General features: G+C 40.6%; 24 protein-coding genes and 1 rRNA gene. 5 read left to right on the top strand and 20 right to left on the bottom strand.

Annotated elements, in window-relative coordinates; all coding sequences use genetic code 11:
* The 9 genes from ACHBIE_RS08840 to ACHBIE_RS08800 all read right to left on the bottom strand — a co-directional run.
* A 16S ribosomal RNA gene (locus ACHBIE_RS08840) occupies window positions 1-64 on the bottom strand; the annotation flags it as partial.
* A 501-nt stretch (window positions 65-565) separates the two neighbouring features.
* Window positions 566-2,647, bottom strand: a complete 2,082-nt coding sequence (gene fusA, locus ACHBIE_RS08835) for an elongation factor G (RefSeq protein ID WP_394733166.1) — start codon at window positions 2,645-2,647, stop codon at window positions 566-568.
* 314 nt (window positions 2,648-2,961) lie between these two features.
* Complete coding sequence (gene rpsG / locus ACHBIE_RS08830) at window positions 2,962-3,432, bottom strand: 30S ribosomal protein S7 (protein WP_002940031.1); 471 nt, start codon at window positions 3,430-3,432, stop codon at window positions 2,962-2,964.
* A 16-nt stretch (window positions 3,433-3,448) separates the two neighbouring features.
* Window positions 3,449-3,862, bottom strand: a complete 414-nt coding sequence (rpsL, locus tag ACHBIE_RS08825; protein WP_002940030.1) for a 30S ribosomal protein S12 — start codon at window positions 3,860-3,862, stop codon at window positions 3,449-3,451.
* A gap of 237 nt (window positions 3,863-4,099) precedes the next feature.
* Window positions 4,100-5,992: a M13 family metallopeptidase gene (locus tag ACHBIE_RS08820; protein ID WP_394733165.1), complete on the bottom strand. Its 1,893-nt coding sequence runs from the start codon at window positions 5,990-5,992 to the stop codon at window positions 4,100-4,102.
* 69 nt (window positions 5,993-6,061) lie between these two features.
* Window positions 6,062-6,889 carry a metal ABC transporter permease gene (locus ACHBIE_RS08815; protein WP_394733164.1) on the bottom strand — a complete coding sequence of 276 codons (828 nt, stop codon included), beginning with the start codon at window positions 6,887-6,889 and terminating at the stop codon, window positions 6,062-6,064.
* On the bottom strand, window positions 6,882-7,742 hold the full coding sequence (locus tag ACHBIE_RS08810; protein WP_394733163.1) for a metal ABC transporter permease: 861 nt from the start codon (window positions 7,740-7,742) through the stop codon (window positions 6,882-6,884). Before ACHBIE_RS08810 ends, ACHBIE_RS08815 begins: the two co-directional genes overlap by 8 nt.
* Entirely contained in the window at window positions 7,735-8,499 is a 765-nt protein-coding gene (locus ACHBIE_RS08805; protein WP_394733162.1) for a metal ABC transporter ATP-binding protein, read from the bottom strand. The genes ACHBIE_RS08810 and ACHBIE_RS08805 overlap by 8 nt, the downstream gene beginning before the upstream one ends.
* 14 nt (window positions 8,500-8,513) lie before the next feature.
* A complete protein-coding gene (locus tag ACHBIE_RS08800; RefSeq protein WP_394733161.1) occupies window positions 8,514-9,437 on the bottom strand; it encodes a metal ABC transporter solute-binding protein, Zn/Mn family in 924 nt (307 codons plus the stop codon).
* 126 nt (window positions 9,438-9,563) lie between these two features.
* Between ACHBIE_RS08800 and ACHBIE_RS08795 the strand changes: the two genes are divergently transcribed.
* The 3 genes from ACHBIE_RS08795 (at window position 9,564) to ACHBIE_RS08785 (ending at window position 11,329) form a co-directional block, all read left to right on the top strand.
* On the top strand, window positions 9,564-10,223 hold the full coding sequence (locus tag ACHBIE_RS08795) for a metal-dependent transcriptional regulator (protein WP_394733160.1): 660 nt from the start codon (window positions 9,564-9,566) through the stop codon (window positions 10,221-10,223).
* 73 nt (window positions 10,224-10,296) lie between these two features.
* On the top strand, window positions 10,297-10,812 hold the full coding sequence (locus ACHBIE_RS08790) for a hypothetical protein (protein ID WP_394733159.1): 516 nt from the start codon (window positions 10,297-10,299) through the stop codon (window positions 10,810-10,812).
* A gap of 7 nt (window positions 10,813-10,819) precedes the next feature.
* The gene (locus ACHBIE_RS08785; protein WP_105122110.1) at window positions 10,820-11,329 is read left to right on the top strand and encodes a hypothetical protein; all 510 of its coding nucleotides are present in this window, start codon (window positions 10,820-10,822) and stop codon (window positions 11,327-11,329) included.
* 91 nt (window positions 11,330-11,420) lie between these two features.
* On the opposite strand, the gene ACHBIE_RS08780 is transcribed toward ACHBIE_RS08785, so the two are convergent.
* The 3 genes from ACHBIE_RS08780 to ACHBIE_RS08770 form a co-directional block, all read right to left on the bottom strand.
* Window positions 11,421-11,714 (bottom strand): hypothetical protein, encoded by a 294-nt coding sequence (locus ACHBIE_RS08780; RefSeq protein WP_161943325.1) that lies wholly within the window; start codon window positions 11,712-11,714, stop codon window positions 11,421-11,423.
* A gap of 356 nt (window positions 11,715-12,070) precedes the next feature.
* Window positions 12,071-12,745, bottom strand: coding sequence for a CPBP family intramembrane glutamic endopeptidase (locus ACHBIE_RS08775; RefSeq protein ID WP_394733158.1), 675 nt, complete (start codon window positions 12,743-12,745; stop codon window positions 12,071-12,073).
* Between the two features lie 227 nt (window positions 12,746-12,972).
* Window positions 12,973-13,623 (bottom strand): CPBP family intramembrane glutamic endopeptidase, encoded by a 651-nt coding sequence (locus tag ACHBIE_RS08770; protein ID WP_394733157.1) that lies wholly within the window; start codon window positions 13,621-13,623, stop codon window positions 12,973-12,975.
* A 225-nt stretch (window positions 13,624-13,848) separates the two neighbouring features.
* On the opposite strand from ACHBIE_RS08770, the gene ACHBIE_RS08765 reads away from it, so the two are divergent.
* Together ACHBIE_RS08765 and ACHBIE_RS08760 are read left to right on the top strand one after the other, a co-directional pair.
* The gene (locus ACHBIE_RS08765; RefSeq protein ID WP_394733168.1) at window positions 13,849-14,136 is read left to right on the top strand and encodes a type II toxin-antitoxin system RelB/DinJ family antitoxin; all 288 of its coding nucleotides are present in this window, start codon (window positions 13,849-13,851) and stop codon (window positions 14,134-14,136) included.
* Window positions 14,126-14,467, top strand: a complete 342-nt coding sequence (locus ACHBIE_RS08760; protein ID WP_394733156.1) for a type II toxin-antitoxin system RelE/ParE family toxin — start codon at window positions 14,126-14,128, stop codon at window positions 14,465-14,467. The genes ACHBIE_RS08765 and ACHBIE_RS08760 overlap by 11 nt, the downstream gene beginning before the upstream one ends.
* Before the next feature lie 94 nt (window positions 14,468-14,561).
* Here ACHBIE_RS08760 and ACHBIE_RS08755 read toward each other — a convergent pair whose 3' ends face one another.
* From ACHBIE_RS08755 to ACHBIE_RS08720, 8 genes are all read right to left on the bottom strand, one after another.
* Window positions 14,562-14,756, bottom strand: a complete 195-nt coding sequence (locus ACHBIE_RS08755; protein WP_024376177.1) for a hypothetical protein — start codon at window positions 14,754-14,756, stop codon at window positions 14,562-14,564.
* Between the two features lie 21 nt (window positions 14,757-14,777).
* The gene (locus tag ACHBIE_RS08750) at window positions 14,778-15,479 is read right to left on the bottom strand and encodes a CPBP family intramembrane glutamic endopeptidase (protein WP_394733155.1); all 702 of its coding nucleotides are present in this window, start codon (window positions 15,477-15,479) and stop codon (window positions 14,778-14,780) included.
* 78 nt (window positions 15,480-15,557) lie between these two features.
* Window positions 15,558-15,707, bottom strand: a complete 150-nt coding sequence (locus ACHBIE_RS08745) for a hypothetical protein (protein ID WP_394733154.1) — start codon at window positions 15,705-15,707, stop codon at window positions 15,558-15,560.
* A 35-nt stretch (window positions 15,708-15,742) separates the two neighbouring features.
* Complete coding sequence (locus ACHBIE_RS08740) at window positions 15,743-15,925, bottom strand: hypothetical protein (protein WP_024376180.1); 183 nt, start codon at window positions 15,923-15,925, stop codon at window positions 15,743-15,745.
* Window positions 15,926-15,948: 23 nt separating this feature from the next.
* Complete coding sequence (locus ACHBIE_RS08735; protein WP_024376181.1) at window positions 15,949-16,164, bottom strand: hypothetical protein; 216 nt, start codon at window positions 16,162-16,164, stop codon at window positions 15,949-15,951.
* Window positions 16,165-16,191: 27 nt separating this feature from the next.
* Window positions 16,192-16,422 (bottom strand): hypothetical protein, encoded by a 231-nt coding sequence (locus tag ACHBIE_RS08730; protein WP_024376182.1) that lies wholly within the window; start codon window positions 16,420-16,422, stop codon window positions 16,192-16,194.
* A 659-nt stretch (window positions 16,423-17,081) separates the two neighbouring features.
* Window positions 17,082-18,413, bottom strand: coding sequence for a sensor histidine kinase (locus tag ACHBIE_RS08725; protein ID WP_394733153.1), 1,332 nt, complete (start codon window positions 18,411-18,413; stop codon window positions 17,082-17,084).
* Window positions 18,413-19,150: a response regulator transcription factor gene (locus tag ACHBIE_RS08720; RefSeq protein ID WP_105143757.1), complete on the bottom strand. Its 738-nt coding sequence runs from the start codon at window positions 19,148-19,150 to the stop codon at window positions 18,413-18,415. The genes ACHBIE_RS08725 and ACHBIE_RS08720 overlap by 1 nt, the downstream gene beginning before the upstream one ends.
* Between the last annotated feature and the right edge of the window lie 99 nt (window positions 19,151-19,249).

Below are 19,249 nucleotides of genomic sequence, written 5' to 3'. Positions count from 1 at the left end.
CTACTTGCATGTATTAGGCACGCCGCCAGCGTTCGTCCTGAGCCAGGATCAAACTCTCATTAAAATTAGTTTGTCCGACTAAGCACTCTGGCTTATCCGTTTATTGTTTTTTGTCATTGACGATTTATATAAATATAAATCACCCTGCACGTTTGGTTCGTCTTCTTTAATTTTCAAAGGTCTTGTCGTCCTTGCGACAACTATATCAGTATATCACATCCGTGATTTCCTGTCAACTACTTTTTGAAACTTTTTTTCGTTTCTACTTCGCCAACAGTCCCTCACGAGACAACTTCATTATTCTATCATCTATAGCTAATACTGTCAATAGCTTTTTTCAAAAATTTTTAATTTTTTTCATCGGCTAGGTTCTAAAAGCCTGATCAACAAATGCTTCAAATGATAGCTTGATTATTCTATCAGCTAAAGAGTCAATTGTCAATAAGGAAAATTGGGTTTTAAGCAAAAAAGAAGACCAAGAGGTCCTCTCGTGAATGTAGCTGTTCATCAGCCCACTACAATTGACAGAGACAAAAAAGACGCCTGAAGGCGTCCTGGTTAGCAATTATGCATTGCCACCGTTTTTCTTGATAATTTCGTCTTGTACAGATTTTGGTACATCTTCGTAGTGGTCAAATACCATCATGAAGGTACCGCGACCTTGTGTTGCTGAACGAAGAACAGTTGCGTAACCGAACATTTCAGCAAGTGGCACATAAGCACGAACGATTTGTGTGTTACCACGAGCTTCCATACCGTCAACGCGACCACGACGTGCAGTAACGTGACCCATAACGTCACCGAGGTTATCTTCTGGTGCAGTGATGGTTACGAGCATCATTGGCTCAAGGATAGTTGGTTGAGCTGATTTCGCTGCTTCTTTAAGGGCAAGAGATGCTGCCACTTTGAAGGCTGTTTCAGATGAGTCGACATCGTGGTATGAACCATCGTAAAGCTTCGCTTTAACGTCAACGATTGGGTAACCAGCAAGAACACCATTAGCCATAGATTCTACGAGACCTTTTTCAACCGCTGGGATGAATTCACGTGGAACCACACCACCGACGATAGCGTTCTCGAACTCGAAACCTTTACCTTCTTCATTTGGTGTGAATTCGATCCAAACGTCACCGAATTGACCTTTACCACCAGACTGGCGTTTGAAGAAACCACGAGCTTGAGTAGAAGCACGGAATGTTTCACGGTAAGATACTTGAGGAGCACCTACGTTTGCTTCAACCTTGAATTCACGACGCATACGGTCAACAAGGACGTCAAGGTGGAGCTCACCCATACCAGAGATAACTGTTTCACCAGTTTCAACGTTTGTTTCAACGCGGAAGGTTGGATCTTCTTCAGCCAATTTAGAAAGTGCGATACCCATCTTGTCTTGGTCAGCTTTAGACTTAGGCTCAACCATCAATTGGATAACTGGTTCTGGAACGTGGATAGACTCAAGGATGATTTTTGCCTTTTCATCTGTCAATGAGTCACCTGTTGTAGTATCTTTCAAGCCAACTGCAGCGGCAATATCACCTGAGTAAACTACGTCGATTTCTTGACGGCTGTTTGCGTGCATTTGAAGGATACGTCCGATACGCTCACGTTTACCTTTAGAAGTGTTCAATACGTAAGAACCTGAGTTCAAGACACCTGAGTACACACGGAAGAATGTCAAACGACCTACGAATGGGTCAGTCATAATCTTGAAAGCAAGGGCCGCAAATGGCTCTTCATCAGAAGCATGGCGCTCTTCTTCACCATCAGTATCTGGGTTTACACCCTTGATTGCAGGGATGTCAAGTGGGCTTGGAAGGTAGTCAATAACCGCGTCAAGCATCAATTGAACACCTTTGTTCTTGAAGGCAGAACCACACAATACTGGGAAGAATTCAACGTTGATAGTCGCTTTACGGATACCAGCTTTCAATTCTTCGTTTGTGATTTCTTCACCTTCAAGGTATTTCATCATCAATTCTTCATCAGTTTCAGCAACTGCTTCAACCAATTTTTCACGGTATTCTTGAGCTTGCTCAAGGTATTCAGCCGGAATATCTTCTTCAAGAATATCTGTACCAAGGTCGTTAGTATAGATTTCAGCTTTCATCTTGATCAAGTCGATGATACCACGGAACTCATCTTCAGAACCGATTGGCAATTGAATTGGGTGAGCATTTGCTTGAAGACGCTCATGAAGTGTGCTTACTGAGTAAAGGAAGTCAGCACCGATTTTGTCCATTTTGTTGGCAAATACGATACGTGGAACACCGTATTCAGTTGCTTGACGCCATACTGTTTCAGTTTGTGGCTCAACACCTGATTGTGAGTCAAGAACGGTAACCGCACCATCAAGAACGCGAAGTGAACGTTGTACTTCGATTGTGAAGTCCACGTGTCCTGGTGTGTCGATGATGTTTACACGGTGGTTGTTCCATTGAGCTGTTGTCGCAGCAGATGTGATTGTGATACCACGCTCTTGCTCTTGCTCCATCCAGTCCATTTGTGATGCACCTTCGTGAGTTTCACCGATTTTGTGGATTTTACCAGTGTAGTAAAGAATACGCTCAGTTGTCGTTGTTTTACCCGCGTCAACGTGCGCCATGATACCGATATTACGAGTTTTTTCTAATGAAAATTCGCGTGCCATGAGGTTTGTTCTCCTATAATTTTAGTTTTGTACTTTATTATACCATATTTTAAGAAAAGCGAGTGGGCAAGTCCCACCCGCTTGATTTCTTACTAATGGTGTGAAGTGGATGAGGCAAGCCTCGATCCGGTTTGTGATGGTTGAACGAAGTTCATTCATCTTAGATTAAATTCAGTTAACTTGCGTATATCCAATGTCGAACTGAACTCGAACGGCCTGCTGGCAACGAAAAAAGATAAATCTCATTGAATGCAAAAGCATTCTGCTTCGATTTCCTATTTTTCGTCGGCAGGCACGTTCTCTGTATCTTAATCTTACCAGCGGAAGTGTGCGAATGCGCGGTTTGCTTCTGCCATTTTATGGGTGTCTTCACGTTTCTTAACAGCTGCACCAGTGTTGTTTGCTGCATCCATGATTTCTTTCGCAAGGCGATCAATCATAGTGTGCTCACCACGGTTACGAGCGATCGTTACCAACCAACGAAGACCAAGTGTTGTACGACGCTCTGGACGAACTTCAACTGGGACTTGGTAGTTAGAACCACCGACACGACGTGCACGTACTTCAAGTACAGGCATGATGTTTTCCATTGCTGTTTCAAATACTTCAAGTGCATCGTTACCAGTTGCTTCTTTGATTTGATCAAAGGCACCGTAAACGATTGATGCAGCAGTACCACGTTTACCGTCCAACATAACACGGTTGATCAAACGAGTTACCAATTTTGAGTTATACAATGGATCTGGCAATACTTCGCGCTTAGGCGCTTGATTTTTACGACTCATTTATATTTCCCCTTTCTTAGCCTTTTGGACGTTTAGTACCGTATTTAGAACGGCCTTGCTTACGATCGTTTACACCTGCAGTATCAAGCGCACCACGAACGATATGGTAACGTACCCCTGGAAGGTCCTTTACACGTCCACCACGAAGAAGAACAACGCTGTGCTCTTGCAAGTTGTGACCGATACCTGGGATGTAAGCAGTAACCTCGATAAGGTTGCTCAAACGTACACGAGCAAATTTACGAAGGGCTGAGTTAGGTTTTTTAGGTGTCATTGTTCCGACACGAGTTGCAACACCGCGTTTTTGTGGTGATGAAACGTTAGTTTGAACTTTTTTACGGCTGTTGTAACCAACGTTCAAAGCTGGTGATTTAGATTTTTCTACTTTAGACTTACGTGGTTTACGTACCAACTGGTTAATTGTAGGCATCTACATTCTCCTGTATATATTTTTTATTTTTGGTGATAGGGCATTGGTGACAACCCCTATCTGTGTGTACTTTTGCAACATTTGTCAGCACGTCCCTGTACACTCTTGAGAGACCAAAAGTAAAAAGTACCGTCTAGTATAATACCATAGATGAGAAGCTGTGTCAAATAGATATGCTTTATTTTTTCTTGTCCAAAGCGACAAAAACAGCCAACAAAAGTTAGCTGTTCAAAACTTCTACCAAATAATCACACGGTCTTCTTTAGCACGCCACATACCGTCGCCTTCTTGAACGCCAAAGGTTTCATGGAATTCATCGAAGTTTGGCAACTGGATGTTGGTGCGTAGGTGCCCTGGTGCGTGGACATCGACACTCGCCAACATCTGCATGAACTCAGGACGGGCCTTCATTCGCCAGATGCGAGCAAAGTTAGTGAAGAATTCCTCTGCGGAGAAGTCATCTTCTGACTTGGCTGCTTCTAGGGCTGCCGCAATCCCACCAAGGTCAGCAATGTTTTCTGACACGGTCAATTTACCATTGATTTTGGCACCGTAAGAATCCTGACCTTCAAACTGGTCGATGACCTGCTGGGTACGAGCCTCAAAGGCAGCATAGTCTTCCTCTGTCCACCAGTTATTGAGGCTGCCATGCTCATCAAAGGAAGCACCATTTGAGTCGAAGGCATGGGAAATCTCGTGGGCAATAACCGCACCGATACCGCCGTAGTTAGCTGACGAAGACTGCTCCAGAGAGTAGAATGGCGCCTGCAAAATGGCCGCTGGGAAGACAATCAAGTTCTTCTGTGGATTGTAGTAGGCGTTGACCATGTGAGCTGGCATGCCCCATTCCTTAATGTCCACAGGCTTGTTCCACTTGCTCCAACCATGAGCAATGTCAATCTTGTTTAGCTCAATGGCATTTTCCACCAAGGACTTGCTTGGGTCAACAATCTTCTTATAATAACGCTCTGGCAAGGCTTCTGGGTAGCCAATGTAAGGCTTGATAACATTGAGTTTGACAATGGCCTTGTCACGCGTTTCCTGAGCCAACCAGTCAGCTGTTTCCAAACGAGATTTGTAGACTTCAATCATCTTGGCAACTTTGGCTTCCACATCTGCCTTGGCTTCTGGTGAGAATTTCTCTCCAGCATACCAAAGACCGAGGGCTTGGTTAAAGTAGCCTTGTGCCAAGTTGTAGGCTGCTTTTTCTTGGTTTTGCGCCTGCGGTGTACCGGAAAGAGCACGGCTGTAGGCTCCTGCTAGAATACGAATTTCATCCGATAAGAAGGCTGTATAAGCTCCTGCCGCTTTCAAAATCAAGGTCGCCTTCAAAAGCTCCCAATTATCCGCACTGTAAATGTCCTTGGCAGCCTGCCAAAAACGTTCCTCAGGCACGATAATCTTGTCTGGCGTTTGCCCTAAAATCGCTGTGAAGAAATCATCCAAAGGCAGCTCTGGTGCCAAGGCAGTAAAATCTACCCACTCGTAGGGGTGGTAAAGTTTGGCGTACTCAGAACCCTCTTCATTTGACAGGACATACTTGGCAATCGTGGCATCTAGTTCCAAACGCTTGTCCAAGAGGTCTTTGATTTCCTCATCGCTGAAACCGAACTTAGGTAGGAGGGCTTCTTGACTTTCACGCCAGATTTTGAGCAATTCCGATCCTTTTTCATGGCCTTCTTCATAGTAGGTCGTATCTGGCAAGATAATGCCTAGAGAATCTGCCCAGAGGACATTAGTAGTCGCATCCATAAAGTCAGGTGCCACACCAAAAGGCATGAGGTTTGGCTTGCCGGCCAATTCGTACTCTGCCAGCTTGCTGGTAAATTCTTCGAAAGAGTTGAGAGCCTTGTACTCTGCAATTAAGGCTTGTGCTGGCTCTGCTCCCAATCGATCACGGGTTGCATAGTCGGCTACTTGTTTGTGGAAGGCCACAAAGTTTTGCAAAACGCTATCTTCTGGGACATTTTCACCAGCCAACCATGCGTTTGTCGTGTCAATCATAAGTTTTTCAATCTCATCCGCCAAGTCTGAGAAACCACCTGTTCTTGGCTTATCGTCTGGAATGACGGCTGTTTTTGCCCATTCACCATTGACGTATTCGTAAAAATCATCTTGTAAACGTGTCATTATTTTCTCCTTTGCTTGTGTGATTACTTACTATAATAACAAAAAAGTCTGACAATTTCATTTGCCAAACTAAACTTTTAGGGCATTTTTTAGGAAAAAGCTGACGCAAACTGTCAGAAGCCCCATGACCGAACAGGTTCCAGACATGGTCAGGTCAAGCCAGCTGGCAAGCCCAAAGCCTAGACAAATCATCAGAATGGCGCAGCATTGCCCCAAAACTAAAAACTGACAGAAATGCTTCGACCAAGGTAAGGCCGCCATGCTAGGTGCCAGTAAGAAAATAATGACCGCCATAGAGCCGACCGCCTCAAAGGACGATACCGTTGTCAAGGAAACCAGAAAAATCAATCCCAGCTCCAGTCTTTTAGTGGCAATCCCTTGGAGTTTAGCCTGCTCCTTGTCCAAGAGATAGAGGGTCAGAGCTTGAAAATTCAAGAAAAAGAAGACCAGCAAAACCAGTAAGAGCCCGACGGACTTGACCAAGGCCAAGGGTAGGGATAGACCTAAAAAATCCAGCCTGTTAAGAGGGGCAAAGAGCACCTCGCCCATCAGGACCATATCCAAGTCCAGATGGACATTACGGGCAAAGAGGGAGATGAGAATAACCGCTAGGGCAAAGAAAAAAGTAAAGAGCAAGCCCGTCGCCGCATCCTGAGCCAACTTGCGAGTGTGTAGCCCCTCAATCGCTAGAACTGTCAGTAGACCAAAAACCGCCGCCCCAAACAAGAGCAGGGGGGAATCTAGGCTGTGACTGACAAAGAAGCCCAGTACTATCCCCAACAGAACCGAGTGGGACAAGGCATCTGCCAGCATGGCCTGATTGCGCACCACCAAGACAGACCCAATCAAGCCACAAGAAGAACCAACAGCCAGTAAAATCAATAAGACCTCAAGCACCTGCATTCTCCTTTCTGATATAGGTCATATAAGCAAAAGCCACTAAAGAGGACAAACTCAAGCAAACAATAATAGCCGGCCCAGTCGATAAACCTGTCACCACCGAACTCACATAACTTCCAAGTAGGGCTGAAAATCCAGCAATTCCTGCTGCTAATACCAAGGTCTGACCATAGGACTTTCCTAGAAGCAAGCCAAAGACAGCTGGTGCTATCAAGAAACTACTCATCAGGATAGCCCCAACCACCTTCAAGCCAACCGCAATCAAACTCATCATCAGAAACAGGGTCATACGGTCAATCTTTTCCACAGAAATCCCCACTAGCTTGGCAAACTGTTTATCAAACAGATAGAGCTTGAGCGACTGGTAGTGCCACCCAAATAGGAACAAGGCTAGCAAGGCTACTAGGCAAATCAATACAACATCGTCCAACTGCATAAAGGCTGCCTGACCAAAGACATAGTTTTCCAAACCTGCCTGGGCTGCTCCTTGAAAGGCAACATTTCCCTGAACATACTGCTTGAGAACCAAGCCCAGTCCAAAAAAAGCCGCCGAAACCAGTGCCAAGGCATTGACCCGACTGGTCCGCCCTCCTCGACAGAGCCAGCTGACCAGACCATAGGACAGGTAACCCGAAGCCACCGCTCCAATCAAGAGGAGCAGGGGGTGGCGTGACTGAAAAATCATATAGGACAGGATGATACCTGGATAGGCCGCATGCCCCAAGCTATCTCCGATTAAACTCTGTCTGGTCAAGACGCTAATGGTCCCGATTTGACTAGCCGCCAAGGCTAAAACAAGGGTTCCCAGAGCTACCGTCCAAAAAGAATAGTCCTGCAAGAGATCAAACATGACCAGGCCCCTCCTTTAGAAATAAGGCAGGTTCCTGACCAAAGGCAGCTTGATAGGCTTGCAGCAAATCCACCTGATCCATAGCCCCCTCTGCCACCAAACGACCATTGAGCCAGAGGACATAATCAAAATACTTTTCCAAGGTCAAAAGGTCATGGTGGATAACCAGGGAGGTCTTGCCTTCTTGCTGGAACTTCTTCAAACAGTCCATGATGACTTGCTCTGTCACCTGATCAATCCCAGCCAAGGGCTCATCCATCATGTAGATTTCAGCTTCCTGAGCCAAGGCCCTAGCCAGAAAGACCCGTTGCCGCTGACCTCCCGATAACTGATCAATCTGCCGATTACGTAAATCACTGATTTTCATCTCTTCCAGAGCCTGCTCTGCCTTTTCCTTATCCAAGGAACTTGGTCGGCGGAAGAAACCACTGGTATGGGCAAAACGCCCCATCAGGACAATATCCAGAACCCTTGCAGGAAACTGCCAGTTGACCTGGCTGGCTTGGGGAATATAGGCAACATTTTTTTGAATAACTTGATTCAGTTTCTCTGACTGACCCAGTATCGAAACCTTGCCACTTACCCCCTTCTCCAATCCCAAAATCGCCTTAAACAAGCTCGATTTCCCTGCACCATTTGGACCGACCAGGGCTGCACGACAACCCTTGGGCAGCTGAAAACTGACCCGATCTAGAGCCTTGACCTGTCCTGCACCATAGTGCAAGGACAAGTCTTCAACTCTCAGTATTTCTTCCATTCTTCCAACCTTTCTTACTGCAAATGCTCCACAATTAACTGGACATTGTGCTTATACATATCGATAAATGTCGCTCCCTCTTCCCCTTCTGGCGCTAGGGAATCTGAGAATAGCTCCTTGCCTTCACCGCTTACAATCGCTACTTGACCACCCTTGGCCTTGACAGCTTCTTGCAATTTTTCCATGCGTTCTGGACTGGTTGTTGACTCGGTAAAGATAGCCTTGATACCATGTTCTAAAATCATATTGACCGTTTCAATCATATCGCTGTTGGCAACTTCTGACTCGGTACTAATGCCCTGCGGTGCATAGAGGGTAAAGTCATAGCTGGCTGCGAAGTAGTTAAAGGCATCATGTGGGGTGACTAGGTAACGGCTCTCCGCAGGCAGGACGCTCAACTCTTTTTCAATCCAAGTATGTAAGTCATCCAGCTGAGCCAAGTAGTTTTCCGTATTTTTCTGAATCAGCTCTGCTTTAGCAGGTAAAAGTTTTTGTAGTTCCTCTGAAGCTACAGCTACAGCTGACTTGTACAAGGGAATTGAAAACCAGAAGTGTGGATCGACAATCTCTTCTCCATCTTCATCCATCGTATTCAAGTCTTTTGCATTAAAGTTCTTAGACACTGCTACACCCGTCTTTTCCAAGGCTTCCACCATCTTGCCCTCAAAGTGCAAACCGTGGTAGAGAACAAGATCTGCTTGCTGCAACTTGGACAGGTCGCTGGTCTTGGCAACATAGAGGTGCGGGTCTTCCCCTGCTGGAATCAGCAAATCACGTTCCACCTCATCACCCGCCAACTGATAGACCATGTCATTGAGGAAAGAGGTCGTGACCGCCACTCGCGGCTTGCTGGAAGCCTCTGGGCTTTGCGTTGAACGACAGGCTCCTAGCCCGATAAGGGACAATAGCAGAGCCAAACTGAGAAATAGTTTTTTCATAGTAGGTTCTCCTTTGTGTTTTATTAGGTATACTTAACTTTAGTTTTAATATATATTAAAAAAATCTTTCTGTCAATGATTTTTATAAAATTTTGGTATACTATTCTTACTAGAAAGTGAGAGAATATGACACCAAACAAAGAAGATTACCTGAAAGTCATCTATGAACTAGGACAGGCAGAACAAAAAATAACCAATAAGCAGATTGCTGAAAAGATGAATTTTTCCGCCCCAGCCGTTTCCGAAATGCTGAAAAAAATGGTCACGGAAGAGCTGATTGAAAAAGATAAAACAGCAGGTTACCTCCTCAGCCAAGTCGCCTTGGAAATGGTAGCCAACCTCTACCGCAAGCACCGCCTGATAGAAGTCTTTTTAGTTGAACAGCTGGGCTATTCCCCTGAGCAAGTCCATGAAGAAGCTGAAATTTTAGAACACACCGTTTCAGACCATTTTATCAACCAACTGGACAAACTGCTGGGCTATCCCCAAACCTGCCCACACGGTGGCAGCATTCCTAAAGAAAACCAGTTGCTTGTGGAACGCTACCAGACCCGGCTGTCCCAACTGACCGAAATCGGCAGCTACCAACTGGTCCGCATCCATGATTTCTACCAACTTCTCCAATACCTCGAACAACATGAGTTAGCTGTCGGCGATCAACTACTTGTGACAGCCTTCGACCAGTTTGCCCAGACCATCACCATCCAGTACAAGGACAAAGAACTGGCAATACCTGTAACCATCGCCCAAGAATTATTCGTAGAAAAGACTAATCGCCCAGCCTAAACAAGCTGAGCGATTAGTCTTGTTTAGTAAAAAAAGAGAGGAATGCCGAATCAAAATCTAAAGGAAAAAGAAGATGAAAAAGAAAATACTTGTTGCCCTTATCCTAACCTTCATAAGCCTCCTGCTTTGGGGGTTTGGAAAGTTGTATATCGCATATAATCTCTCTCACTATGCAGGGTACTATGTCCAACACATGCCTCGGAAAGAGGGGACCAATCCTGAGTTGGTCATCATTTTAACTCATTTGGACAGTATTGAAAGACCAGAAGTAAACGGACTTACTTATAACTTAAGGGGAAATGGCGGTATCATAAAAGATGATAGTTTTTACCTTTTTGATGTATCGGATGAATTTCAACTGACTATATCAGATGAAGACGGAGACTACTTCTTTAACCATGATAACGGTGATTTTTTGTATTATTACACTGATGATATCGACAATACAAATTCTGACACGCAATATCAAAAAGAGGCGGAATTACTTCTCGATAAAATCTTGCCCCCTATCCTAGAAGCGCAACCCAAACCAAAAATAAACCTTCAAAATCTATTTAACGACAAATACTACAAACAGTTTAATGAATAAGCTATCTATGAAAAAGAAAATACTTGTTGCCCTTATCCTAACCTTCATAAGCCTCCTGCTTTGGGGGATTGGAAAGCTGTATATCGCATATAATCTATCTCACTACGCAGGGTACTATGTCCAGCACATGCCTCGGAAAGAGGGGACCAATCCTGAGTTGGTCATCATTTTAACTCATTTGGACAGTATTGAAAGACCGACAACTAATAAATTATCCTATGACCTTGATGGGAATGGTGCAGTTTTATTGGATAAATCTTTGGTGTTAGCCTACGGGATAGATTTCTTACTCTGGAATAGTACTAAAAATGAAAATTATCATTTTGATATGACTGGAAAATTTTCTTATTATTACACTAATGATATTGATAACAAAAAATATGATTCACAATATCAAAAAGAGGCGGAATTACTTCTCAATAAAATCCTGCCCCCTATCTTAGAAGCACAACCTAAACCTAAAATCAACCTTCAAAAACTATTTAACGAGAAGTACTATAAGCAGTTTAATGAATAAGCATGCAGTTAAAATCAGGTATAGAGGGCTATTTTTGCTGTTCATTGAGTATCCAATCTCCTCTATTCTCTTTCAAAACCAATCGCCCAGCCTAAACAAGCTGAGCGATTGGTTTTTTCTTCATGTTATAGAAAATGGATCTAGTTGCAAAAAACACTTGCCCTAAGATATATACCAAACCCAAAAAAGAACCTAGATAAAAACAGCCCAAGAGAAAGAAAGGATTGTAGGTTATAGGCTGCACGACAAACATGAACACGAGCACCAAGCCCCACCGCATACCCCAGGTCATCTTTCTCTGAATCAACCATTCCAGCCTATCTTCTCCAACTGAACTTCTGGTTTCCAGATATTCTTGATTGAGGTCTTGAAAAAATTTTCTCATATTTCTGCCCACCTCTGCACTTGATAGTGGGAGTGGGAAAGAACTTGACCATTCATAGAAGAGTTCGTCAACAAGTCCTTATTTCCATTTGTTGAGCTGAAACAGTCTATCCCCAGACTGTTTCACTCCCATCCCCGCACAGCTCAAAAGGTTCAGTGAACCTTTTGAGGTTGGAAATAGAGCGAACTTTGTTCGCAACAGTCGTAATGGTCAGATTTGGAGTGTAAAACACGAACAAATCTGCCAATCAACCACTGCGCTGAGATGTTGACACTAACCTTGAGAAGCGGGCTTTTTGCCCAGCCTCGTTTCCTCTTAGTATACAGGCATTTCCCAAAAATGTCTACTGTCAATTTTTATCCACCAACCTGCACCAAACCAAATAAAATTTGGAGGAGTAAAATGGAGGCGTTATAGAAGCTATGTGCAAGGATAGTATCCGTCATTCGTCTATTGCACATATACAGATAGCCCAGATAAGCCCCTGTTATAAAGTGCCCTAAAAATGCTACTGAAAAGCTCCAAGTATGACAATAGGCAAATAGAAGGGCAGAAAATACGATGACCATTTGAGGATGCTTAGGAAAATACTGGGCTGTCTTTTCTAACAAAATCCCTCTGTAAAGAAATTCTTCTAAAACTGGTGCAAACAAGATAACTGAGAGAGCCATCACCCAAAAATTGTCCGAATTTAACTGATTGACTGTATCTAAGGCGTTAGAATCACTAAGGCTAAGACCCAAATACTGCCAAAGGAGGTTTAGAAAAGTTTGTCCAGTAAATACCAACGTTGTCATACCGACTATTTTAAAAATATTCAGCTTCTCTCTTGAAAATTCTTGATTCTTCACCATTCCTCGTCTGATGACAGAAAGTAGTGTCAATATTGCAAGACCAAGCCCTATCATGACTGCAAGTTTTAAAAGCACACTCTCTTGAAAGGCTGTTATCCCCACATAAGCCGGAAATTGAATGAGTAAAGTGAGTAGCAAGGTACCCACAGCGAAACCGATTGATTTTATTATTTTCATATTCTACTTATTTTTTATCTATTACAACTAATTCCGACTGTCATTTTTAAATGTATGATAACTCAGAATTAAGATTCCTACTAACCCCAGTATATTTAGAATATACCGCAAGTAGTCTGTCACTCGAAACAAGTTTAGTATTCCCATCATTAATAGTATAAACAAGGGAATAATAGTTATCAATTTTATTATTCTCATAATTTTGCTCCTTTTCTATCACCACAGATTTAGAAACTTATAACATTTAAAACGGTCACAATACTGTTCGACAAAATATGTGCCACTATCGGATATTTGAGATCGTTCGTTTTATAGTAAATCCAAGAAAACAAAAATCCTGGAAAAAGTGCCGACCAGAAACTAAAAGAAATTTCATAACTATGTACAAAAGCAAATAAAATGGCTGTAATTAACACGCTAATGATTGGATAGTGCTTACTCCTTATTCTCTCCTGAAAGATTCCCCTATAGAGATACTCTTCTCGGATAGGAGAGAGAATATTTGTACTAAGCAAGACCAGCCAGCCATATTTGGACTGAAATAGCTCCAGCATACTACTATTATCAACCGTCGAGCCAGATAATCGCAAGGAAACATTTAATAGTAAAATTTTAATAATGATTCCCAAAATAACCAATCCAAACAATTTACCATAGCTATAGCCTTTTGCCTCTAAACTATTGTCACGACAGTTTTTCCGAAGAGTTTCCAATAACCCAAAAACGAAAAGAGTGAGAAGAATCCAACAAAACACATGTAGGATATAACCAAGTAGATGTTCATCTATATTCCCCCAACTCATCTCAGCAATGAAGGGGACTTGTATGACTAAGGTTAACAATAAAACCTGCACTATGCTTTTTATCCAATGAATCATTACTACTCTCCCGTTCTAATAGAATCTTTTTATGAACTTAGTATATAGCAAATCAACACACTATTCTCATCCCTGTCACGAACGGTCGCTATTTTGTAATGAATGACCATTTTTTCGAAGTCACCGAATCTTATCCAAGATATTCAGTACCAGATTATCGCTTGACAGATGTAAAACAAATAGCTACACTATTGTTATACATATTAGAATTTGGAGTTGAAGACAATGGCAGGATTGGTTAGGGATAGACAATATAATTTTAGAGTAAATGCAAAATTATTGGAACAAGCAAAAATAATCTTATCAGAAAAAGATATGACCCTTTCTGATGCTCTTAATTTATTTGTAGAAAGAGTGGTTGAAGAGCAAGATTTGCCAATAAAAACGGTAGAAGAGGCACGTGCAGATGCTTTTCTAGATGAGTTGATTGCAGAGCTTGATGAAGGCTACCAAGAAGTTTTATCAGGACACACGACACCTGCTCGTGAGGTATTCGCCAAATATGGTCTATGAAGTACATTTATCTGCTAAAGCCGAGCAAGATTTAGAGGAGATCTACCAGTATTATGTCCGTGAATTTTCAGAATCAAGTACACGAAAGGTGCTTGCATCTCTGAGCACAGCTATCTTGACTTTAGAAACATTTCCAGAGGGATATATTGACCTCGACGCTCGTCTGGGACGAGCATTATTCCCAGAAGGAAAAACAAGGATGATTCCTGGAAAACAGCACCTCATCTTCTATTTGATTCGTGGCTCTCGTGTAGATATCCTTCGCATTAGAGGAGCAAGGACAGACTACCTAAACAACCTAGACAATCTATTCAAGCAAACCCTCAAATAGCGAGCAACTCCCCCACCTTCAACAAGTCTAACGAAACAAGCGTAAACAAAAAGCTGATTCCTCAGCTTTTTTCATTTTATTTTCTACCACTCCCTTATCCAAAAACAGAATACAGGAAGGCACCGAAATCTTGCCCTGCAGAATAAATCGCTGGCACAAGAACTGAACCAAGAGTCATCAAGGTCATAGCTATTCCTACCCATACTAAGAATTTCATTGCCAACGAGGAAGACTCATAAGCTGTTTCAAATTCTTGGTATTTTTTATCTAGTTTTTCTATCATTGTCATAACTAAACTCCTTTAACATCACTAACCAAACAGTATCAATAAGTAACCAATAATTGAGAAGATAACCATCAAGCTGTTGTTCAATATATGAACAAGAATCGCATCCACAATATTGCCACGGCGAGCGTAAGCCAAATAGAAGACTGCCCCAAGCAAGAAGTAAAGTGGCAACTCAATTGGATGAATCGCATGAAGAAGAGCAAAGACTGCTGAACTGATTATCAATTTTAGCCATTTTTGATTTTCTTTGAAGAAATAATTGCTAAACAAACCTCTGAAAACAAGCTCTTCCATAAAAGGAGCAAAAACGCCTATTGCAATATGAAAGGCAATAAAGTATAGCGGAAACATCTTCGCCAATTGCTCATTTGTAGCCAAAAGTGCTGCATCGTTGGCTGTGGTGGCATTACCAGTGACCAACTGGGTCAATAACGTTCCGCCAATACCGACAACCCGTCCGGCCAAGAAAAATAGCAGAGCAAACCCAAAATCTTTCCAGGTAAAAGTGAACCGTTTTTGCTGGTCAGGTAGACCTTTCTTATACCGTTTCCAAGTCCACACCACAATAGCTGTCGCAATGACCAGATAGCCAATGCCAGAAACCCACTGCATGGCACCTGACATCGAATCCTGTATGGCAATAAATCGCATCGGAGTTATGTTAATCGCAATGATGACAAGAATCAAACCAATAAATTTTAAAATATTTTTAACACGTTTCATAAGCTAGTCCTCCTTTTTAATCTTATTCACTTTCATTAGGAAATACAATGCAATAAAGAGCATTGGATAGAAATTAGATTAGAAAACATCTACTGTTTTTCCAAGAACAAGCCAAGCCACTAGGTGAATAAGAACGGCAGTGACCAAAATTCCTTCAACAAGCCCTTGCAAGAACTGCATAATTTTATTCGTTTCTTTGATAGTCATCATTTGATGTTTGTTTTCCATTTTCATTTCTCCTTGTTCTTGTTTTCTTTACAAACTTACTTTTCCTTGTTTTGTTCCTTATTTGTTAAAGCAGTAAAAGTAATGATTGAACCTGGGATACTAACTGCCAAAACATTGAAAAAATCTTTAAGGCTATCGCCTGACAAGTTCGCACTAATCTTAAACACCAAACATAGTGCAATAGCAATCAAAACTGCATAGAATTTTTTATTCTTCATCTTCAATTCTCCTTGTTTTCGTTTTATTTTGAATGACCATTTTTATCATTTTCAGAATTGAGTCTATTTGTTTCAATATTTCCCAAAATACCTAAATATATGCAGATTACAATTGTAAGTGGAATCGGTTCTGAAAATGGGATTACTCCTATATCAGATAGTATGGTAGCTATACCATATAAAATAAAGAGTATAGTACAAGTTATCTCAACCATTATAGCTTTATTGATTTTTTTCATCTTCAATTCTCCTCACTATCATTTTCCTTAACGTTCAATTCTGATTTCAAATAACGATTTGCCACTTTTTTCCATTTTTTCAAGAATAAGGGTAAGTAGATAAAATCCGTATGGTATCAACATCGGCAACTCAAGATTCTGTCTAATGAATGCAAATCCAATAAAGAAGGTATATACAAGCATTGTTGCATGTAATACAAGCATTGTTGCATGTAATACATGCTTCCCTGTAATAACAATTTCCTTTTTTTCTCTCATCTTTGTTTCTCCTGTTCTTGTTTTCTTTACACTCTTAGTATAAGTCAACCCAGACCAAATTTTTCATCCATGTCATGAACGGTCGTTATTTTGTAATGAATGACCATTTTTTATCGATTCATTAAGTTGTGATATAGTTTTTTGCAAAATTTCTCTAATTTTTCTTCAACGAGAACAAATAGATACAGTCCATAGGGAGTTATGAAGCGTGGTACAAAATTCTTGGTGACAAGTAAGTACAGCACATACAAGGTATAGACTATCATAGCGACATGTAGCAATTGTTCTTCTGTCATAGCGATTTTCTTTTTTACTGTCATCTCATTTCTCCTTGTTCTTATTTTTTTACCATATAAATCAAACCTCTAATGACAAGATAACTGAATAGGTAAATCATTCCATAATACACTCCCCATAGACAAATGATAGCTCCTGCTCCGAGTCCTACAAGTAGGGAGCGGAAATGACGGTGTTTAACAATTGTTTTTAAAGTATTCATGCTCGTGTCCCCTTTTTGTTTTTTACACTCTTAGTATAGACCAACACACCACCATTTTTTCATCCATGTCATGAACTGTCGTTATTTTGTAATGAATGACCATTTGTTCGAGAAAATGCAAAAAAATCCAGCCTTTCGACTGGACTTACATCTATAAATCTTATTCCAAAAACACCAACTCTTGAACAAATCGATGATTGCTACTCTTCGTTGATATAGAAAATTTAGGATAGTTATCTAAAATAGCTTTTACATTGGCCAAGCCAATTCCTCGATTATCTCCTTTTGTAGAGTGACCATATTCAAAAATATGACTTGTAGATACTTTATCTTCAACCGTAGTATTTTCTACAACGATAATTTTTCGATCATCTTCCTGGAAGTAGGCAAATACAATATTTCCATTTGCACACTGCTTTGCAGCATCAATCGCATTATCTAATAAGATAGATAGAATAGTTATGAATTCTATCAACTCTAAATCAGGTGGTTCAATTTCAGCATCTACTTCCACAGAAATTGCAATACCCTTTTTTTGTGCCTCCAACATCTTAGATGACAGCAAACTCTTCACAGCAGGATTTTGTATATTGGACAATCTAGCTATATCGTACTTTCCATCATAGAATTTTCTATCAGAATCTGCTATCACTCCCTGATAAATTGTACGAATCGCAACAATATCCTCTTCCTTAATTGCTTCATTCAGACTAATAAGAATATTAGTGTAGTCATGTCGGAAACTTCGAATTTCTTTATAAAGTGACTCAACATGACGACTATAACGGCCTAAATCGGCTAATTGTTTGTCCTTCAACTCCTGGATTTCTTTGTCTTGCTTTTCTTTCTTCTGATAGTTCAAATACAGCATACTAACAATAAATATTGTAAAATATATCAGCAATACATTAGTTCTAATAAAGTAAGTATCTATATTTAAAATCAATCCATTGTCAATCGCAATTTCAAGTTGAATCATACCACGAATTATCAAAAAGTATGTAATAAAAAATACATTCAGACTAATGAATATCTTTTTAAAAGTTTGATCTAAAGTATCAACTTGAAGATTCTTAGACTCTATCCCGAGCCCTTTGAAGAGTATTGTATAAAATGGAACTAATAATATTGTTAGGATGATATTAAAAAATGGGCTGCTATTAAACGAAATAATATCAATATCAAAGATAAATCGTAAATACAAACCTATTATCCTTTGAAACATATCTCCAATGACAAACGGTAATAAACAATAGAATATTTTTTGAGTCTTATTCCAATCAGTTTTTAAAAAAGAAACTATCAGCAACAGTGAAAAGGGCTCCCATAGTTGGAATGTACTACTTAACAATATAGAAGCTAAGGTTATAATGGATGCTATCATAATTATATTTTTCTTCTCTATTTTAAATCCACTAATTTGCTGAAAAATATAAAGTCTTATTAAGATATCAATGAAAAAAAGAATATCATACCCTAGTGAAACCTTCATCACTTATCCTCTATCAATTCTATCAATCTTCCTTGTTTTATTCTAGATATGAAACAAGAATCTCCATTCTCAAAATAGGCAATATGGTTTGTTCTGTCCAATCTCGTTATATTTAATGGATTCACTACACAAGAACGATGTGCCTGGTAAAGTCGTTCGTCAGCTTTCGCTATATCGGATACTTTCCCGTAAAACTCAGTCTGACCTGTTTTGGTTTTTAAAATGACTTTATGTATTGTTGATGATGTTTCAAAATAAAGGATATCACTAAAAGGGACTTGAATATGAGCAGTTTCAGTTTTGTATATAAAAGAATTTTCAGCTATAGTATGATCAATATTTTCAAAAGCATGCACTAACACATCTGATACTGCCTTTTGAAAGTCACTATCCTCCAGGCCTTTATCTATAAAATCTAAAGCAGAGACTCGATAACGATACGTTACCGGCATAAATTCTGAGTGAGTTGTTACAAAGACAATAACAGCATAAGGATCTCGAGCACGGATTTCTTTAGCGATTTCCATTCCTTTCTTTTCTTCACCTTTAATTTCAATATCTAAAAAGAAAAATTGGTGATTGCCTGCTTCCTCAATTGATTCCAATAACTGATTTGGTTTACCAAAAACTTCTAGGAATTTATATCTTACTGACGTTTCTTCAACACACCTCCTAATAGCATTTTCTAGCCTACTCTGCTGAAAAAAATCATCTTCTAATACAAAAATATTAAGCATAGAAATCTCCTACATTTTTTGTAAGTTATAATCATTATTATAGCATATTTCGGCAAAAGATAAATGTCCAACTTGACTTGATAGACCTACCGATGTATA

The organism is Streptococcus sp. A23 (assembly GCF_043674155.1).
Classification (GTDB): Bacteria; Bacillota; Bacilli; order Lactobacillales; family Streptococcaceae; genus Streptococcus; species Streptococcus suis_V.
This window is presented reverse-complemented; position numbering and strand designations above follow the sequence as displayed.

Bases quoted from the DNA above. Each gene is read 5' to 3' on its own strand.
- ACHBIE_RS08770 (WP_394733157.1), bottom strand. From the start codon at position 13,623: ATGATTCATTGGATAAAAAGCATAGTGCAGGTTTTATTGTTAACCTTA.
- ACHBIE_RS08775 (WP_394733158.1), bottom strand. From the start codon at position 12,745: ATGAAAATAATAAAATCAATCGGTTTCGCTGTGGGTACCTTGCTACTC.
- ACHBIE_RS08750 (WP_394733155.1), bottom strand. From the start codon at position 15,479: ATGAAACGTGTTAAAAATATTTTAAAATTTATTGGTTTGATTCTTGTC.
- ACHBIE_RS08820 (WP_394733165.1), bottom strand. From the start codon at position 5,992: ATGACACGTTTACAAGATGATTTTTACGAATACGTCAATGGTGAATGG.
- ACHBIE_RS08765 (WP_394733168.1), top strand. From the start codon at position 13,849: ATGGCAGGATTGGTTAGGGATAGACAATATAATTTTAGAGTAAATGCA.
- ACHBIE_RS08790 (WP_394733159.1), top strand. From the start codon at position 10,297: ATGAAAAAGAAAATACTTGTTGCCCTTATCCTAACCTTCATAAGCCTC.
- ACHBIE_RS08740 (WP_024376180.1), bottom strand. From the start codon at position 15,925: ATGAAGAATAAAAAATTCTATGCAGTTTTGATTGCTATTGCACTATGT.
- ACHBIE_RS08785 (WP_105122110.1), top strand. From the start codon at position 10,820: ATGAAAAAGAAAATACTTGTTGCCCTTATCCTAACCTTCATAAGCCTC.
- ACHBIE_RS08795 (WP_394733160.1), top strand. From the start codon at position 9,564: ATGACACCAAACAAAGAAGATTACCTGAAAGTCATCTATGAACTAGGA.
- ACHBIE_RS08725 (WP_394733153.1), bottom strand. From the start codon at position 18,413: ATGAAGGTTTCACTAGGGTATGATATTCTTTTTTTCATTGATATCTTA.
- ACHBIE_RS08805 (WP_394733162.1), bottom strand. From the start codon at position 8,499: ATGGAAGAAATACTGAGAGTTGAAGACTTGTCCTTGCACTATGGTGCA.
- ACHBIE_RS08720 (WP_105143757.1), bottom strand. From the start codon at position 19,150: ATGCTTAATATTTTTGTATTAGAAGATGATTTTTTTCAGCAGAGTAGG.
- ACHBIE_RS08745 (WP_394733154.1), bottom strand. From the start codon at position 15,707: ATGGAAAACAAACATCAAATGATGACTATCAAAGAAACGAATAAAATT.
- rpsG (WP_002940031.1), bottom strand. From the start codon at position 3,432: ATGAGTCGTAAAAATCAAGCGCCTAAGCGCGAAGTATTGCCAGATCCA.
- ACHBIE_RS08755 (WP_024376177.1), bottom strand. From the start codon at position 14,756: ATGACAATGATAGAAAAACTAGATAAAAAATACCAAGAATTTGAAACA.
- ACHBIE_RS08780 (WP_161943325.1), bottom strand. From the start codon at position 11,714: ATGAGAAAATTTTTTCAAGACCTCAATCAAGAATATCTGGAAACCAGA.
- ACHBIE_RS08735 (WP_024376181.1), bottom strand. From the start codon at position 16,164: ATGAAAAAAATCAATAAAGCTATAATGGTTGAGATAACTTGTACTATA.
- fusA (WP_394733166.1), bottom strand. From the start codon at position 2,647: ATGGCACGCGAATTTTCATTAGAAAAAACTCGTAATATCGGTATCATG.
- ACHBIE_RS08810 (WP_394733163.1), bottom strand. From the start codon at position 7,742: ATGTTTGATCTCTTGCAGGACTATTCTTTTTGGACGGTAGCTCTGGGA.
- rpsL (WP_002940030.1), bottom strand. From the start codon at position 3,862: ATGCCTACAATTAACCAGTTGGTACGTAAACCACGTAAGTCTAAAGTA.
- ACHBIE_RS08760 (WP_394733156.1), top strand. From the start codon at position 14,126: ATGGTCTATGAAGTACATTTATCTGCTAAAGCCGAGCAAGATTTAGAG.
- ACHBIE_RS08730 (WP_024376182.1), bottom strand. From the start codon at position 16,422: ATGAGAGAAAAAAAGGAAATTGTTATTACAGGGAAGCATGTATTACAT.
- ACHBIE_RS08800 (WP_394733161.1), bottom strand. From the start codon at position 9,437: ATGAAAAAACTATTTCTCAGTTTGGCTCTGCTATTGTCCCTTATCGGG.